This is a genomic window from Mycobacterium sp. 360MFTsu5.1 (genome assembly GCF_000383495.1).
Classification (GTDB): Bacteria; Actinomycetota; Actinomycetes; order Mycobacteriales; family Mycobacteriaceae; genus Mycobacterium; species Mycobacterium mucogenicum_B.
Map to the genome: position 1 here is coordinate 108,335 of NZ_KB911473.1, position 14,741 is coordinate 123,075.

Consider the following 14,741-nt stretch of genomic DNA (forward strand, 5'->3'; position numbering starts at 1 on the left):
GAATTCGGCCCGCGTGTTGGGACCCAACTCAGCGCAGTGCGACCGTCGGCCCGTTCACATCCAGCGGCGCACAGCTGTCCTTGCCGACGGTCGTCGAGCACTTCGCCGCAGGGATCACGGGCCGGTATGCCGGCGGCGTACCGCCGTCGCGGGTGATCTGTGTGTAGGTCTGCACGGCGTCGGTCGGCACGCGACGCAGCGCGGGATCGCCTAGGGCGTCAACCGAATACAGGCCGAAGCGTGGCTGGTAGCTGCCCCACTCGTAGTTGTCGATGAGGGACCAGTAGTTGTAGCCGATGATCGGGATGCCGTCGGCTTTCGCGCGCTGCAGCCAGAACACGGTGTCGCTGAGGTACTGCGATCGCGTCACGCCGTCGGTGCGCGGTTTCGCGTTGTCGGTGACCATGCCGTTCTCGACGACATAGATGGGCAGGCCGGGATACCGCTGGGCGTAGTGACGCGCAACGTAGTAGATGTCCTCGGGCTGCAGCTTGATGTTCCACCGCGCCGCCATGCTCTGCGCCGACGCGGGATTGTCCGCGGCCGTACCGGTGTAGTAGTCGAAGCCGAGGTAGTCGAGGCTGTCCCGGACCCGGTCGAAGAACGACCCCTCGATTCCCTTGACGCCGAATCCGCTGAACTGCGCCAACACTTCCGGCGGAATGTAGGCCTCGTTGGTGGTGACCTTGGCCTTGGGGTCGGCGTCGTGGGCGGCGCGGTAGACGGCGCGGTGGGCGTCGGCGACGCGGTCGAGGAACGTGCCGAACTGGTCAGGTTTGATGGCGCCGGTGCGCAGTTCCATCGCGCCGAAGGCCAGTGGCTCGTTGATGCTCACCCACAGCACGCCCTGCCCCGCATAGCGTTTGGTGATCGCCTTGGCGAAGTCCTCGAACGCGGCGACATTGTTGAGGAAGCCGCCGCGGTCGGCGATCCAGCCGGGGTAGACCCAGTGCATCAGCGTGATCATCGGCGTCATGCCGTTGGCGAGCAGCGTCGCGACCACGTCGTCGTAGTAGGCCAGTTCTTTTTCGTCCCACTTGCCGGGCTGCGGCATCACCCGCGCCCATTCGACCCCGAAGCGAAAAGTGTTGACGCCCATGGCATGCGCGTTGGCAATGTCCTCCTTGTAGCGGTGCCGGAAGTCGTCGGCCTGCTTGTAGGGCTCCACCGGAGCTGCGCTCAGGACGTCGGCGCCGGGTGGGACGGGCTTGCCGGCCGTCCGGTCGACGTACCGGCGCCAGTTGCTGTCGGGAGCGTCGCCTTCCACCTGGTAACCGGCCGTTGCGGTACCCCAGTAGAAGTTGCGATTCCACGACGAACTGCTGTCCGTCCGCTCTTGCTTTGCGTCCTGCTTCGCGCCGCAGGCGGAGAGGCCCAGCGAGAGGGCAACGGCCGACGCCACGACAACCCGGTTCCACTTCATACCAAAAACCATACACTGCACTGTTTTGGTCAGGACAGTAATGCGCCCCACACTGCGCGCACGTGAGCGCCCATGTCGATCGATCGATCGGACATCCACTGGATCTGAATCCCGTCCGCCGCGGCGATCAGCGCGGTGGCGGCGAAATCGGCGTCGACGTGCGCGGGGACCGCGCCGGACGCCTGCCGGCGGCGGACGTAGTCGCTGATGGTCGCGCGCATGCTCTCGTATCGGTGGCGCAGGTAATCCGCGGCCGGATGGGACGGATCGACGGCGGCGGCCGCAGCCAGGGACAGATAGACCGTCCCCGATCCGGGTTTGGCGGCCTTGTCCACCATCGCCTGCGCCATGGCCTCGCCCGGATCTATGTCGACGCCCGAATTTCGGTACCGTTCTTCGAATTTCGCATCGGCGTCGCGATGCAACTCGGTCAGGAGGACGTCACGCGTGGGGAAGTAGTGCATCAGGCCCGCCAGGCTGATGTTCGCCTCATTGGCGATCACGCGCATCGACGCACCGGCCTCGCCGTCGCGTTCCAGCACCGCGAGTGCGACGGCCTTGATCTCCGCGCGCTTGGCCTCGCCCTTGGCATACCGCCCCACAGTTGGCATGACGTGAGGCTAGCGACAACCGCGGCTGGAAGTGTCCGGAGTCGGCTCCCTACCGCCGGCCGGCGCTGATCATGTCGGCGCGGGGCACCACCTTGACCCGCTCGCGGCCCTGCTGCGCGCCGAGGGCCATCTCGTGGGCGTCGAGGCGTTCCCATTCCGCCCACGTGGTGTAGTCGATGCCGTTGCCGGCCAGATGCTCCAGGATGGCATCGGGTTCGCCGATCTCCGGTGCGCGCAGTCCCGGCAGATCGGCCAGCAGACTGGTGATCGTCTCGGACGCATCGGATTTGGTGTGCCCGATGAGTCCGATCGGCCCGCGTTTGATCCAGCCGGTGACGTAGGTGCCCTCGATCAGCTCGCCATCGAGGTCCAGGACCCGGCCGGCGTCGTGGGGGACCACGCCGGCGTGGTGGTCGAACGGCAGATCGGCCAGATGTGACGACAGGTAACCGACCGCGCGGTAGACGGCCTGCACCGGCCAATCGGTGAATTCGCCGGTGCCCCGGGCGGTTCCGTCGCCGATCAGCTCGGTGCGTTCGGTCCGCAGTCCTTCGACGCGGTGGGTGCCGAGCACCGCGACGGGGGATTGGCACAGATGAATGTGGATGCGGTGCGGCGCGCCGGTGGGTTCGACGTCGAGGTATCGCATCATGGTGTTGACGACGAGCTTGGTGGACTTGTTGGTGTTGATGGCCTGCTGGCTGGCCTCGTCGATCTCGAAGCCCTCCGGGTGCACGATCACGTCGACGCTGGGGGAGTGGGACAGCTCGCGGAATTCCATCGGCGAGAACTTGATCTGGGCCGGGCCGCGCCGGGCGAAGACATGCACATCGGTGGCCTGATTCAGTGAAAGGCCTTGGTACACATTACCGGCGATCTCGGTGCTCAACTGTTCATCGGCGGGCTTGGCCAGCATCCGGGCGATGTCGAGCGCCACATTGCCTGCGCCGAGCACCGCAACACTCTTGGCCTCCAGCGGCCAGGTTCGTGGCACGTCGGGGTGGCCGTCATACCAGGACACGAAATCGGCGGCGCCGTAGCTGCCGGGCAGTTCGATGCCGGGGATGTCCAGCGGGCGGTCCGCGCGGGCCCCGGTGGCGAAGACGACGGCGTCGTAGTGGCGACGCAGATCGGACAGTTTCACATCGGTGCCATAGTGCACGTTGCCGATGAAGCGGATCTCGTCGCGTGAGAGCACTCGCCGGAGCGCCTTGATGATCTCCTTGATCCGGGGATGATCAGGTGCCACGCCGTACCGGACCAGCCCGTACGGGGCCGGCAGGCGATCGAACAGATCGACCCTGGCCTGCGGGTATTCGTCGACCAGGATGTCGGACGCATAGATTCCGGCCGGACCTGCCCCGATCACCGCCACGCGGATGTCACGCACTCAGCACCTCCATCAATTAGGTAAGGCAAGCCTAAATTGGTACGTGGGTACCGCAAGGCCTACGTCATGGCGGCATCGGAGATGCTCCTCACAGCACCCTGTTCGGAGGGTGGCGCTCGCGCACCAAGAAACCGCCAAGGCGTCAGTCGCACCCTTGGTGAGTGACCGGCCACGGCGGCCGTCGACGGCGAACGGCGCCCGTCATGCGCCATTCCGAGAAGGGACAGTCCACGACGATGATGAAGCTGGCGCTGATCGCGACCACGGCGGTCGCGGCGACGATCGGCCTGGCGGCAACCGTGCATGCCGACGACACCTATGACTTTCGCTCCCCATCGGGGAACGTCGGTTGCAAGATGAGCGCGGGCGGTGCCATGTGCGAGATCAAGGACTACACGTGGTTCATCGCGCGTCCCGCGGGTTACACGATGGGCGGGAAGGGGAACCGGTTCATTCTTGACGTGGGCCGCGCGCCCATCGGGGGCGACTGGCATTCGGATCACGAATTTCCGGACGGCGCACCGACTCTCGGCTATGGCCAGAAGCGGGTGGTGGGCTCCATCACCTGCGACAGCGAACCCACGGGAGTGACGTGTAGCGATTCCACCACCGCACACTTTTTCCGAGTGTCACGCGATTCCTATGAGCTGGGCTGATCCATGAAGCCGATGACAACGAAGAAGTTCGCGGCGCAGATCGCCGCGGCCATCGCGACCACCATGGCCGTGGCCGCGTGCTCGACGTCCGGCACGCCCGCCGTGCGGGCCGACCCGCAACCGACGCTCGGCCGTGCCTGGAACCCGAGTGCGCGCGGCTACGGCACGGTGCAACCCGCGCGGGTCTTCAACGGCGGCGACCCGACAGGCGATATCTGGGGCATCACGTGGTCGTCCTGGGGTGGGGAACGGGCCACCGGGACGGGCACGTCGTACGGCATGCCGCCGGGCGTCGTCAGTGTCTCGCAGTCGGTCAAGGAATCGGCGACGATCGTGGCCTACAACCTCGGTTACTGCGACGGCCAGCTGATGTACCAGGCGGCGAAGTGGTACTTCCCCGGTTACGGAGAGTCGTTCAACCCGGCGGGGCACTACAACATCTGCACGGGCGATTACGTCGACGGCATCTGACGTACGGCCCTGAGTCGCAACGGGTTCCACCACATCACGAAACCATGCCAAGCGAGTCAAACTGATCGAATCGATTGACGGTGCCGGGTGCAGACGATTGTGTCGGCGCCATGAAGAGTTTCCTTGCCGGCGACGCATTCGCGGATCGCACGGTCGTCCTCATCGGCGGCGGGTCCGGAATCGGTTTCGCGGTGGCCAGATTGGTGGTGTCGGGTGCGGGTGCGGTGGTGCTGGGCGGGCGCCGCGCCGGGGTGCTCGAGAAAGCCGCTGCCGATCTTGGCCCGGCGGCGACATGGCAGGTCGTCGACACCGCCGACGAGCGCACCATAGACGCTCTGTTCGCCCGGCTCGACGCCGTCGATGCCCTCTTCACCACCGCGGCCACCTACGTCACCGGATCGATGCGCGAACTCTCGCTGACCGACGCCGCGTCGCCCTTCGACTCGAAGTTCTGGGGTCAGTACCGCGTCGTCAAGGCCGCGCTGCCGGTGCTGACCGCCGATGCGTCCGTCGTCCTGATGGCCGGGGCGGCTAGCGTGCGGCCGGCCGGGGCGGCGCCCGCCTACGTCGCAGCCAACGCCGCCATCGAGGGATTGGCCCGCGGCTTGGCCGTTGAACTCGCGCCGGTACGGGTGAACGCGATCTCGCCCGGCACCGTGGACGGCAACCTGTGGAATCAGCGGCCCCAGGCCGTGCGGGACGCGGCGTTCGCCCATTTTGTCGACGCCTCGACCACCGGGAAACTGGCGCGGGAGGACGAGGTCGCGGCCGCCGTCGTTCATCTGTTCCTCAACGGCGCGACGACGGGTTCCACGATCTATCCCGACGGCGGGTACAGCTTGCGTTGACGCGGCTCGCCACCCCGGCCGGCGCCGCGAAAAATGTTCGTGCTGAGTGCAATCGGTGTCTGATGCGCGAGATGTGTGCACGGTGGAGTAGTGACCCGACAAATTCGCTTCAACGCCTTCGACATGAACTGCGTCGCTCATCAGTCGCCCGGGCTGTGGCGGCATCCAGAGGATCAGTCCTGGCGTTACAAGGACCTGGAGTACTGGACCGAACTGGCGAAGTTGTTGGAGCGCGGCAGGTTTGACGGCCTGTTCATCGCCGATGTGCTCGGTACCTACGACGTCTACGGAGCCAGCGACGAGGCCGCCATCCGGCAGGCCGCGCAGATTCCGGTGGGCGACCCGCTGTTGTTGGTATCGGCGATGGCGCTGGTCACCGAGCATCTGGGCTTCGGCATCACCACCGGCACCGGGTTCGAGCACCCGTATCCCTTCGCTCGCCGGATATCGACCCTGGATCACCTGACCAAGGGGCGGATCGGCTGGAATGTGGTCACCGGTTATCTGCCCGCGGCGGCGCGCAACATGGGCCAGACCGACCAGCCGGCCCACGACGCCCGGTACGACCACGCCGACGAATATCTCGAGGTGCTCTACAAGTTGTGGGAGGGCTCCTGGGAGGACGACGCGGTGGTCCGCGACCGCGAGCGCGGGGTGTTCACCGACCCCGACAAGGTGCACCACATCGGGCACTCCGGAACGCATTTCAGTGTGCCGGGAGTGCACCTCGCCGAGCCGTCGCCGCAGCGGACCCCGGTGATCTACCAGGCCGGCTCGTCGCCGCGCGGGGTACGGTTCGCCGCCGAGAACGCCGAGGCGATCTTCACCGCGGCACCGACCAAAGCCATTCTGGCCGAGACGGTTTCAACGATTCGCCGGGAGCTGGAATTGGCAGGCCGGGATCCGTACTCGGCCAAGATTTTCAATCTGTCGACGGTGATCACCGCGGCCACCGACGCCGAGGCGCACGCCAAGCACCGCGAGTTGCTCTCCTATGGTGACCCGGAAGGCGCGCTGGTGTTCATGTCCGGGTGGATGGGTGTGGACCTGGCCCGCTACGGGTTGGACGAGCCGATCGGCAACGTCGACTCGAATGCCATCCTGTCCGCGGTCAAGGCGTTCCAGTCGGCCGATCCCGACGGCCGGGAGTGGACGGTCCGGGACATCGCCGAGTGGGGCGAGATCGGCGGCATGGGTCCGCGGATCGTCGGCTCGGGCGCCACGGTGGCCGACACCTTGCAGGAGTGGGTCGCCGAGACCGATGTCGACGGTTTCAACCTCGCCTACGCCATCACCCCCGGTTCCTTCGCCGACGTGATCGAGCACGTGGTTCCGGTGCTGACCGAACGGGGTGCCTACCAGGCGGATTACCAGCCGGGGTCGTTGCGGCACAAGCTGCTCGGCAATGGCGACAGGCTGCCGCAGGAGCACCGCGGCGCGCGATACCGGGTCGGTGGGCCGTCGTCGACGATCATCGATCGTCCGTCCACGCTGCCGTCGTCGTCGGGATCGACCGCGGCGCAACCGGCGCGCGGCCGCTGAGTGGTCAGCCGAGACGAAGAAACCCCGGCCCAAAGGCCGGGGTTTCTGTCGCTGGTGTGTGATCGCGGCTGAGCCGCTCAGTGTGTCCGAGGGGGGACTTGAACCCCCACGCCCGTTAATAGGGCACTAGCACCTCAAGCTAGCGCGTCTGCCATTCCGCCACTCGGACCTGCCCTGCCGTCTGGCCGGGCAGCTTAGGCTAACGGATCGAGGTGCTCAGTCCAAAACCGAGGTGGTACGAATGTGACTGTGACTGCGCCCGAAGACGAAGTCGTTGAGCTCGTCAGCTCGCTCATCCGGTTCGATACGTCCAATACCGGGGAGCCGGAGACCACAAATGGCGAGGCCGAATGTGCCCGCTGGGTGGCCACTCAGCTCGAAGAGGTGGGGTACGAAACGGAGTATGTCGAAACGGCGCCCGGCCGCGGCAACGTCTTCACGCGGCTGCCCGGCGCCGACCCCAACCGCGGCGCGCTGCTGATCCACGGCCACCTCGACGTCGTCCCCGCCGAGCCCGCCGACTGGAGCGTGCACCCGTTCTCCGGCGCGGTGAAGGACGGCTACGTGTGGGGCCGCGGCGCGGTCGACATGAAGGACATGTGCGGCATGATGATCGCCGTCGCGCGGCATCTGAAACGCAACAACATCGTGCCGCCGAGAGAGCTGGTGTTCGCTTTCGTCTCCGACGAGGAGCACGGCGGCACCTACGGCTGCCAGTGGCTCGTCGACCACCGGCCCGACCTGTTCGACGGCATCACCGAGGCCATCGGCGAGGTCGGCGGCTTCTCGCTGACGGTCCCGACCAAGGCGGGCGGCGAACGCCGCCTGTACCTCATCGAGACGGCCGAGAAGGGCCTGTCCTGGATGCGGCTGACGGCCCGCGGCCGGGCCGGGCACGGCTCGATGGTGCACGACGACAACGCCGTCACCGAGATCGCCGAAGCCGTCGCCAAACTGGGCCGGCACCAGTTCCCCCTGGTCCTGTCCGAGTCGGTCGAGCAGTTCCTGGCCGCGGTGTCGGAAGAGACCGGCTACGACCTCGACCCGACCTCGCCGGACCTGGAAGGCAGCATCGCCAAGCTGGGTGGCATCGCGCGCATCGTCGGCGCCACTCTGCGTGACACCGCGAACCCCACGATGCTCAAGGCCGGCTACAAGGCCAACGTCATTCCGGCCACCGCCGAGGCCATGGTCGACTGCCGTGTCCTGCCGGGGCGCAAGGAGGCCTTCGAGCGTGAACTCGACGCGCTGCTCGGCCCCAACATCACCCGCACCTGGGAGCGGGACCTGCCGAGCGTGGAGACCACCTTCGACGGCGACCTCGTCGACGCGATGAACGCCGCGATCCTGGCCGTCGACCCCGACGCCCGCACGGTGCCCTACATGATGTCGGGCGGCACCGACGCGAAAGCGTTTGTCCGCCTGGGCATCCGGTGCTTCGGCTTCGCCCCGCTGCGGCTGCCGCCCGAGCTGGATTTCGCCGCGCTGTTCCACGGGGTCGACGAGCGCGTCCCTGTGGACGCACTACAGTTCGGCGCCAAGGTCCTCGAACACTTCCTGACGCACTGCTGACAGCTCTGCCCGCCATCGAAAGGACATCATGACCGCTTCGCCGTATGACAACCTGCCGCAGCTGCCGACCTTCACCCTGACCTCGACGTCGCTGACCGACGGCGGCCCGCTGGCCAACGCCCAGGTCAGTGGCATCTTCGGCGCCGGGGGAGAAGACGTCTCGCCGCAGCTGAGCTGGTCGGGCTTCCCGGCCGAGACGCGCAGCTTCGCCGTCACCGTCTACGACCCCGACGCCCCGACCGCGTCGGGCTTCTGGCACTGGGCCGTCGCCAACCTGCCCGCCGACGTCACCGAGCTGCCCGAGGACGCGGGCAACGGCGACGCGCTGCCCGGCGGCGCTATCACCCTGGCCAACGACGCGAGCCTCAAGCGCTTCTTGGGCGCCGCCCCGCCGGCCGGCCACGGCCCGCACCGGTACTACATCGCGGTGCACGCGCTGCCCGTCGAGAAGCTCGACATCCCCGAGGACGCCACCCCGGCGTTCCTGGGCTTCAACCTGTTCATGCAGGCGATCGCGCGGGCCGTCGTCCACGGCACGTACGAGCAGAAGTAGCCCGGCCGGTCGGGTCGCGACTGCTCGCGGCCCGACCTACCATCAGACCGAGGTCGGTGGCAGCGACGCTCACCGAGCCTGAAGCGAGGGGGCCATCCGCTTTGTCCACATCTGCGCCGGTGAGTAAGCGCGCGGCACCGACGGATCAGGACCGCCTCGACTACATCGACCAGGCGACCTTCCTGTCGTACCGGGCCAGCGGGCGGGTCCAGGTCGGCATGGCGCTGTGGTTCTACGAGGGCCCGGTGGATCTCGACGGGTTGCGCCGCTTCAACGAGAACTTCGGCAAGGGCTTGGTGGCGCGGTATATCGAGCGGTCGCCGGTCCCGTTCGGCCGGCATCGCTGGGTGGCCGCAACGGGCGCCCCACGCCCGATCGACATTGCCGAAACAGCTTGTCCGCGTTCCGAACTGAGCGACTGGCTGGAGGCGCGGTCACGCATCCCGATTGATCCGGAGCATGGGCCGGGCTGGCATCTCGGCGTGCAGCCCTTCACCGACGGCTCGACGGCGGTCGCGATGGTGTTGTCGCACTGCCTCATCGACGGCACCGGATCGGTCGTCGCGTTCATGGACGCGGTCCTCGGCAACGAACGCGATCTCGGTTACGGGCAGCCGCACTCGCGCAGCCGGTGGCAGGCGATCCGTTCCGACCTGCGCCAGACGCTGCGGGACCTGCCCGAAGTGCGCCGCACGATCGCCGTGGCCGCCAAGCTCGCCTACCAGCGACGCGGTGAGATGACGGCAGCGCCGGCGACAGTGGATGCGACGGGCGGCGACGAGATCGTGCACGTGCCGTTCGCCTCCGCCAACATCGACATCGGCCATTTCGACGCGCGCGCCGCCGAGCTCGGCGGCAACAGTTATTCGCTGGTCTCGGCGTTCGCCACGCGCCTCGGTGTGCGGATGGGTCGCCAGCGTGCGCGGGACGGCGCCATCTCGTTGATGGTCGCCATCAACGACCGCACGTCCTTCGAAGACACCCGGGCCAACGCGATGACGTTCACGACGTTCACCGTCGACCCCGCACTGGCGACGACGGACCTGACCGAACTCCGCGGCGAGATCCGCGCCGCCCTGCGCCGGGCCCGGGAGGAGCCGGACGAGTCCTTCCAGCTGCTGCCGCTGACGCCGTTCATCCCACGGCGCGCGGTCCGTCACACCGCGGCCATGGTGCTCGGCGAGCTACCGGTCACCTGCTCCAACGTGGGTGACGTACCGGAGCTGGTCGGCCGCATCGACGGGACGCACCAGGCCGATTTCGTGAACTGCTGGGGCGTCGAGCAGAACGTGAAGAAGGCGGACATCGAGCAGCCCGGTGGTCTACTCGTGGTGACGGCCCTACGTCACAACGGCAAGGTCACCCTGGGCATCGTCGGGTACCAGGTCGGTGCCGAGAACACCAAGGCCGTCCTGCGCGACCACGTGCAGCAGACCCTGGACGAACTCGGCGTCACGCCGACGGTCGTCTACTGATCGCCGCAGTCAGGTCTGACAGGGAGGCGCGCACCGCGTCGAGCAACGGCCACGGGTCGTCGAGTTGATCGCGGTCGACGACGATGCCGATCGACAGCTCTTGGCGGTAGCTGAACACCGTGATGTTCAGCCCGACTCCGTGCAGTACGCCGGAGATCGGAAACTGCGAAAGCTGTTCGGCGCCTGCGCAGTACAGCGTCGTGGGGGAACCGGGCACGTTGGAGATCGCGGCGTTCACGGCCGGCTGCAGGAACGCTGCCCCGTGGCGCAACGCCGTGCCGGTGGCGCGGGCGAACAGCGCCGGCGGGATGAGGTCGTTGGCGTCTTCCAACAGGGACGCCGGCAGTGCCTGGTGACGCAGTTTCGCTGCGGTCATGGTGGCCTGCGCCCGGTGTAGCCGCTCGACGGGATCGGCCTCATCGGTCGGCAGTTCGGCCATCATGACCGTGACCCGGTTACCGAACGTGCCGGTTTGCTCAGGGGTGCGGACGGACACGGGCACGAACGACAGCAGTGGTCCGTCCGGCAGTTCGCCTTCGTCGGCCAACCACGACCGCAACCCCGACGCGCACATCGCCATCACGACGTCGTTGATGCTGCATCCGAAGTGATCCTTGACGGCTTTCACCTCAGCCAGTGACACCGAACCGAACGCCACACTTCGGCGCGGCGAGATCGCGGTCTGGAACCGCGTGCGCGGTGCGACGAGTTCGGTGCCTTCGGCTGTGTTCGTGCGCTCCAGGATCGCCTTGGCGGACCGGCTGTGCCGCGCCACCGTGCTGACGCCGGGCACACCTCGCAGCGTGGGCACCTCGTCGAGGTGAGGCAGCGCACGCACCGCGGCGCGAATGGACCGTGCGGGGTATCGGCACATGTTGGTCAACCCGCGGCCGAGAAGTTCGGCCTGGGACGGCCGGTGCTGCGGTTCCACGCTGTGGGGAGCCACCACTGGCTGTCCTTCTACGGTGTCATCGAGCAGCACCCGCAGCACCTCGGCGCCCGAGACGCCGTCGACCGCGGCGTGGTGCATCTTGATCAGCAGTGCCACGGAGTCGTCGGCCAGTCCGCTGATCACGTGGATCTCCCACAACGGCCGTGACCGATCCAGGGGCCTCGCGATGATCTCGGCGACGTGGTCGGCGAGCCGGCGATCGTCACCCGGTGCCCACAGCGCGGATTCCTGTACGTGATAGGTGACATCGACGTCGTCTGCGTCGACCCAGTACGGGTGGTCGAGGTCGAATGGCACCCTGACGAGTCGCCAGCGGAACGGCGGCAGGAGCGGCAACCGCTCGGCCACGAGGTCCCGGATCACCTCGGCGGTCAGCCGGCGGCCGTCTGCGGTGTACGGCGCGTAGGTGCTCAGCACGCTGACGTGGCCGTGTGCGCGCCCGTCCTCCATCGCCAGGAACTGGGCATCGAGGCTGGTCAATTTCCGGAAGGTCATGGCCGGTCCTTTCAGGGTCTCGGCTTGTGGATCAGGATTTGGCGACGCCGGCGGCGCCACCGTGGACGAAGACGGGTTTGGTGCCTTGAGCTGCGGACACTGTCTCGGTCAGGTAGTGCAGGGACACCGCGTCGAGGATCGAGTGGAACGTGCCGTCCTCGTTGAAGTTGACATTCGCGCCGTCGACCCAGATGAGCGCGACGGTGTCCTCGGTGTTGTCCTCAGGCGTGTAGAAGGTGTGGACGGAGCCGCCGGGTTCGTAGAGGTAGGAGCCGGCCGTCTGGGGCTGGTCGGGGTATTCGCGGTAAAGCCAGCAGCCCTGCATGGTGTACACCTGCGCGGGTCCGGTGTGGTAGTGGATTTGCAGGCCGACGCCCGGGGCCATCCTGGCGAGGATGACGTACTCGCCACGCTCGGTGTCCAGTCGCAGGGGGTGGAAGCTCATGCCCGGGCCGAGGGCGTCCTTCAGCAGCGAGGTCTCGGCGAGGTTGACGCTCAGCAGTTCACCCTGCGGCAGCGCGACCAGCGGAAGAGGAGCGCCGCTGCGGGTGGTGACCATTTCGGGGGAGGCGATGGCGGTCATTTTCGGGCCTTTCGATGTCGGGTGGCTTCGGTTGGTATGCATCGATTCTGCGGTGCGCCGGAGTCCAATACTTGACATCAAATGACAATTTCTTGACAGTAGACGACATGCCATTTGTGCGCGGCACGTCGTTGCAGGGCTTCCTGGAACTCGTCCGGGAACTCGGTGAAGACCCCGCGCCCCTGCTCGCCCTGAGCCACATTCCGATCGAGGCGGTCGGTGACCAGGACAGCTTCATCAACTACCGCAGCGTCGTCACCACGCTGGAGACTGCGGCCACGATGACGGCGACGCCCGACTTCGGCAGGCAGCTGGCGCTGCGCCAGGGCCTGGATATCCTCGGCCCGGTTGGGATCGCCGCCCGGACCGCGGCGACCGTCGGTGCCGCGTTCGAGGCCATTGACCAGTACATGTCCGTTTACAGCCCGGCTCTGACGGCGACCATCGACGCGCAGCCGGCGGCACGCCATGCCCGGTTCGACTGGCGCCTCGCGGTACCCCGCTCCATCGCGCACCGGCAGGCGGCCGAGCTAGCCCTCGGCGTCTCGCTGCGGGTGTTCCGGCTGCTGACAGGTCCCGACTTCACGCCGGCGGCGGTGCACTTCCGACACGAACCGCTGACCAGCCCGCAGAACTACGCCGAGTATTTCGGGTGCCCGGTGCGTTTTGCTCAGCCCGACAACGGTTTTCGCTTCCCGAGGTCGGTGCTTGCCCGGCCGCTGGCGGCCGACGCCGCGGTGCACGACGTCGTGCGGGACTACCTGAACACGATCGCGGTACCGGCCGATTCGCAGATCGCCGAACCGGTGCGGCTGCTGATCCGCCGGATGCTGCCCACCGGGGGCCTGACCCTCGACCTGGTCGCGCAGCATCTTGCGGTGCATCCGCGCACCCTGCAGCGGCAACTGGAGACGCAGGCCACGTCGTTTGCCGCACTCGTCGACCAGGTGCGCCGCGAGGAGGCCGACCGCTATCTCCGCAGCACCGACATCCCGTTGGGACAGCTGGCGGGGTTGCTCGGCTACAGCGAGCAGAGCGTGCTGTCGCGATCGAGCCAACGCTGGTTCGGCACCTCGGCGTCAGCGCATCGGCGCTCAGCCGTGCGCGATCAGGCTCCCGAACCAACCGCGTCGGCCAGCGACGCGAACCCGCCGGCCTTGAGCTTCGCCGCCACGCCGTCGTGAATGTGCTTGGCCCACAGGCCACCGCCGTAGATGAAGCCGGTGTAGCCCTGCACCAGCGAGGCACCGGCGAGGATGCGCTCCCAGGCGTCGTCGGCGGTCTCGATGCCGCCGACGCTGATCAGCACCAGCTGATCGCCGACGCGCTTGTGCAGCCGCCGCAGGATCTCGAGCGACCGCGCGGCCACCGGGGCGCCGGACACGCCACCGGCACCGAGCTCGGCCACGCCGGGGGTCCGCAGCCCTTCGCGGGAAATCGTGGTGTTGGTCGCGACGATGCCCGCCAGCCCCAATTCGACGGCCAGGTCGGCGATTTCGTCGACGTCGTCATCGGACAGGTCGGGCGCGATCTTCACCAGCACGGGCTTGGTGGTCTCGGCGCGCACGGCGGCCAGGATGGGCCGCAGCGACGCCACGGCCTGCAGGTCACGCAGCCCGGGCGTGTTCGGCGAGCTGACATTCACCACCACGAAATCGGCGAGCGGCCCGCACAGCCGGGCGCTCTCGGCGTAGTCGTCGACGGCACGCTCGGGCGGGGTGACCTTGGTCTTGCCGATGTTCACGCCGATCGGCACGGTGGACTGGCTGCGGGTCAGCCGGATGGCGAGCTCGCCGGCCCCATGGTTGTTGAAGCCCATGCGGTTCAGCAGGGCGCGGTCCTCGGGCAGCCGGAACAGCCGCGGCGCCGGATTACCCGGCTGCGCCTGCGCCGTCACGGTGCCCACCTCGGCGTAGCCGAAACCCAGTGGGCCCCAAGCGTTGATGCCGCTGCCGTTCTTGTCGAAGCCGGCCGCCAGGCCCACCGGGCCCGGGAACGTCACGCCGAACACCGTCGTCTCCAGCACCGGGTCCGACGGGGCGAGCCACTTCGCCAGCAGCCGCCGGCTGACGGCCAACCCGGTCGCGACACGCAGTAGCGCGAACACCCAGGTATGGATCCGTTCCGGAGACACCAGGAAGAACACCCAGCGCAGGGCGCGATACATCAA

At 67.6% G+C, this 14,741-nt stretch carries 14 protein-coding genes and 1 tRNA gene; 8 read left to right on the top strand and 7 right to left on the bottom strand.

What is annotated here, in order from left to right:
• Positions 1-28: 28 nt before the first annotated feature.
• The 3 genes from H289_RS0125275 to H289_RS0125285 are packed head-to-tail and all read right to left on the bottom strand — an operon-like array spanning position 29 to position 3,424.
• A complete protein-coding gene (locus H289_RS0125275; RefSeq protein ID WP_020103642.1) occupies positions 29-1,423 on the bottom strand; it encodes a glycoside hydrolase family 1 protein in 1,395 nt (464 codons plus the stop codon).
• Positions 1,424-1,452: 29 nt separating this feature from the next.
• Positions 1,453-2,034, bottom strand: a complete 582-nt coding sequence (locus tag H289_RS0125280) for a TetR/AcrR family transcriptional regulator (RefSeq protein WP_029105731.1) — start codon at positions 2,032-2,034, stop codon at positions 1,453-1,455.
• Positions 2,035-2,083: 49 nt separating this feature from the next.
• Positions 2,084-3,424, bottom strand: a complete 1,341-nt coding sequence (locus H289_RS0125285) for an FAD-dependent oxidoreductase (protein WP_020103644.1) — start codon at positions 3,422-3,424, stop codon at positions 2,084-2,086.
• Between the two features lie 161 nt (positions 3,425-3,585).
• Between H289_RS0125285 and H289_RS0125290 the strand changes: the two genes are divergently transcribed.
• The 4 genes from H289_RS0125290 to H289_RS0125305 all read left to right on the top strand — a co-directional run bounded on the left by H289_RS0125290 (position 3,586) and on the right by H289_RS0125305 (position 6,941).
• Positions 3,586-4,080, top strand: coding sequence for a hypothetical protein (locus tag H289_RS0125290; RefSeq protein ID WP_155944260.1), 495 nt, complete (start codon positions 3,586-3,588; stop codon positions 4,078-4,080).
• A gap of 12 nt (positions 4,081-4,092) precedes the next feature.
• Positions 4,093-4,551, top strand: a complete 459-nt coding sequence (locus H289_RS31345) for a hypothetical protein (protein ID WP_141772150.1) — start codon at positions 4,093-4,095, stop codon at positions 4,549-4,551.
• Between the two features lie 110 nt (positions 4,552-4,661).
• A complete protein-coding gene (locus tag H289_RS0125300; RefSeq protein WP_020103647.1) occupies positions 4,662-5,399 on the top strand; it encodes an SDR family oxidoreductase in 738 nt (245 codons plus the stop codon).
• A gap of 90 nt (positions 5,400-5,489) precedes the next feature.
• A complete protein-coding gene (locus H289_RS0125305) occupies positions 5,490-6,941 on the top strand; it encodes an LLM class flavin-dependent oxidoreductase (protein ID WP_020103648.1) in 1,452 nt (483 codons plus the stop codon).
• Positions 6,942-7,024: 83 nt separating this feature from the next.
• Here the strand turns inward: H289_RS0125305 and H289_RS0125310 are convergent.
• Positions 7,025-7,110 (bottom strand) — tRNA-Leu (locus tag H289_RS0125310).
• A gap of 74 nt (positions 7,111-7,184) precedes the next feature.
• Here H289_RS0125310 and H289_RS0125315 point away from each other — a divergent pair.
• From H289_RS0125315 to H289_RS0125325, 3 genes are all read left to right on the top strand, one after another.
• Complete coding sequence (locus H289_RS0125315) at positions 7,185-8,513, top strand: M20/M25/M40 family metallo-hydrolase (RefSeq protein ID WP_020103649.1); 1,329 nt, start codon at positions 7,185-7,187, stop codon at positions 8,511-8,513.
• 28 nt (positions 8,514-8,541) lie between these two features.
• Positions 8,542-9,066 carry a YbhB/YbcL family Raf kinase inhibitor-like protein gene (locus tag H289_RS0125320; protein WP_020103650.1) on the top strand — a complete coding sequence of 175 codons (525 nt, stop codon included), beginning with the start codon at positions 8,542-8,544 and terminating at the stop codon, positions 9,064-9,066.
• Positions 9,067-9,185: 119 nt separating this feature from the next.
• The gene (locus H289_RS0125325) at positions 9,186-10,541 is read left to right on the top strand and encodes a hypothetical protein (protein WP_020103651.1); all 1,356 of its coding nucleotides are present in this window, start codon (positions 9,186-9,188) and stop codon (positions 10,539-10,541) included.
• Here H289_RS0125325 and H289_RS0125330 read toward each other — a convergent pair.
• Together H289_RS0125330 and H289_RS0125335 are read right to left on the bottom strand one after the other, a co-directional pair.
• Positions 10,519-11,988, bottom strand: coding sequence for a WS/DGAT/MGAT family O-acyltransferase (locus H289_RS0125330; protein ID WP_020103652.1), 1,470 nt, complete (start codon positions 11,986-11,988; stop codon positions 10,519-10,521). The genes H289_RS0125325 and H289_RS0125330 overlap by 23 nt on opposite strands.
• Positions 11,989-12,019: 31 nt before the next feature.
• Entirely contained in the window at positions 12,020-12,571 is a 552-nt protein-coding gene (locus H289_RS0125335; protein ID WP_020103653.1) for a 2,4'-dihydroxyacetophenone dioxygenase family protein, read from the bottom strand.
• Between the two features lie 107 nt (positions 12,572-12,678).
• Here H289_RS0125335 and H289_RS31350 point away from each other — a divergent pair, with 107 nt between their 5' ends.
• Positions 12,679-13,755 carry an AraC family transcriptional regulator gene (locus tag H289_RS31350; RefSeq protein WP_036421440.1) on the top strand — a complete coding sequence of 359 codons (1,077 nt, stop codon included), beginning with the start codon at positions 12,679-12,681 and terminating at the stop codon, positions 13,753-13,755.
• Here H289_RS31350 and H289_RS0125345 read toward each other — a convergent pair.
• Entirely contained in the window at positions 13,680-14,738 is a 1,059-nt protein-coding gene (locus tag H289_RS0125345; RefSeq protein ID WP_020103655.1) for a quinone-dependent dihydroorotate dehydrogenase, read from the bottom strand. The two genes, H289_RS31350 and H289_RS0125345, sit on opposite strands and share 76 nt — an antisense overlap.
• Positions 14,739-14,741 lie beyond the last annotated feature (3 nt).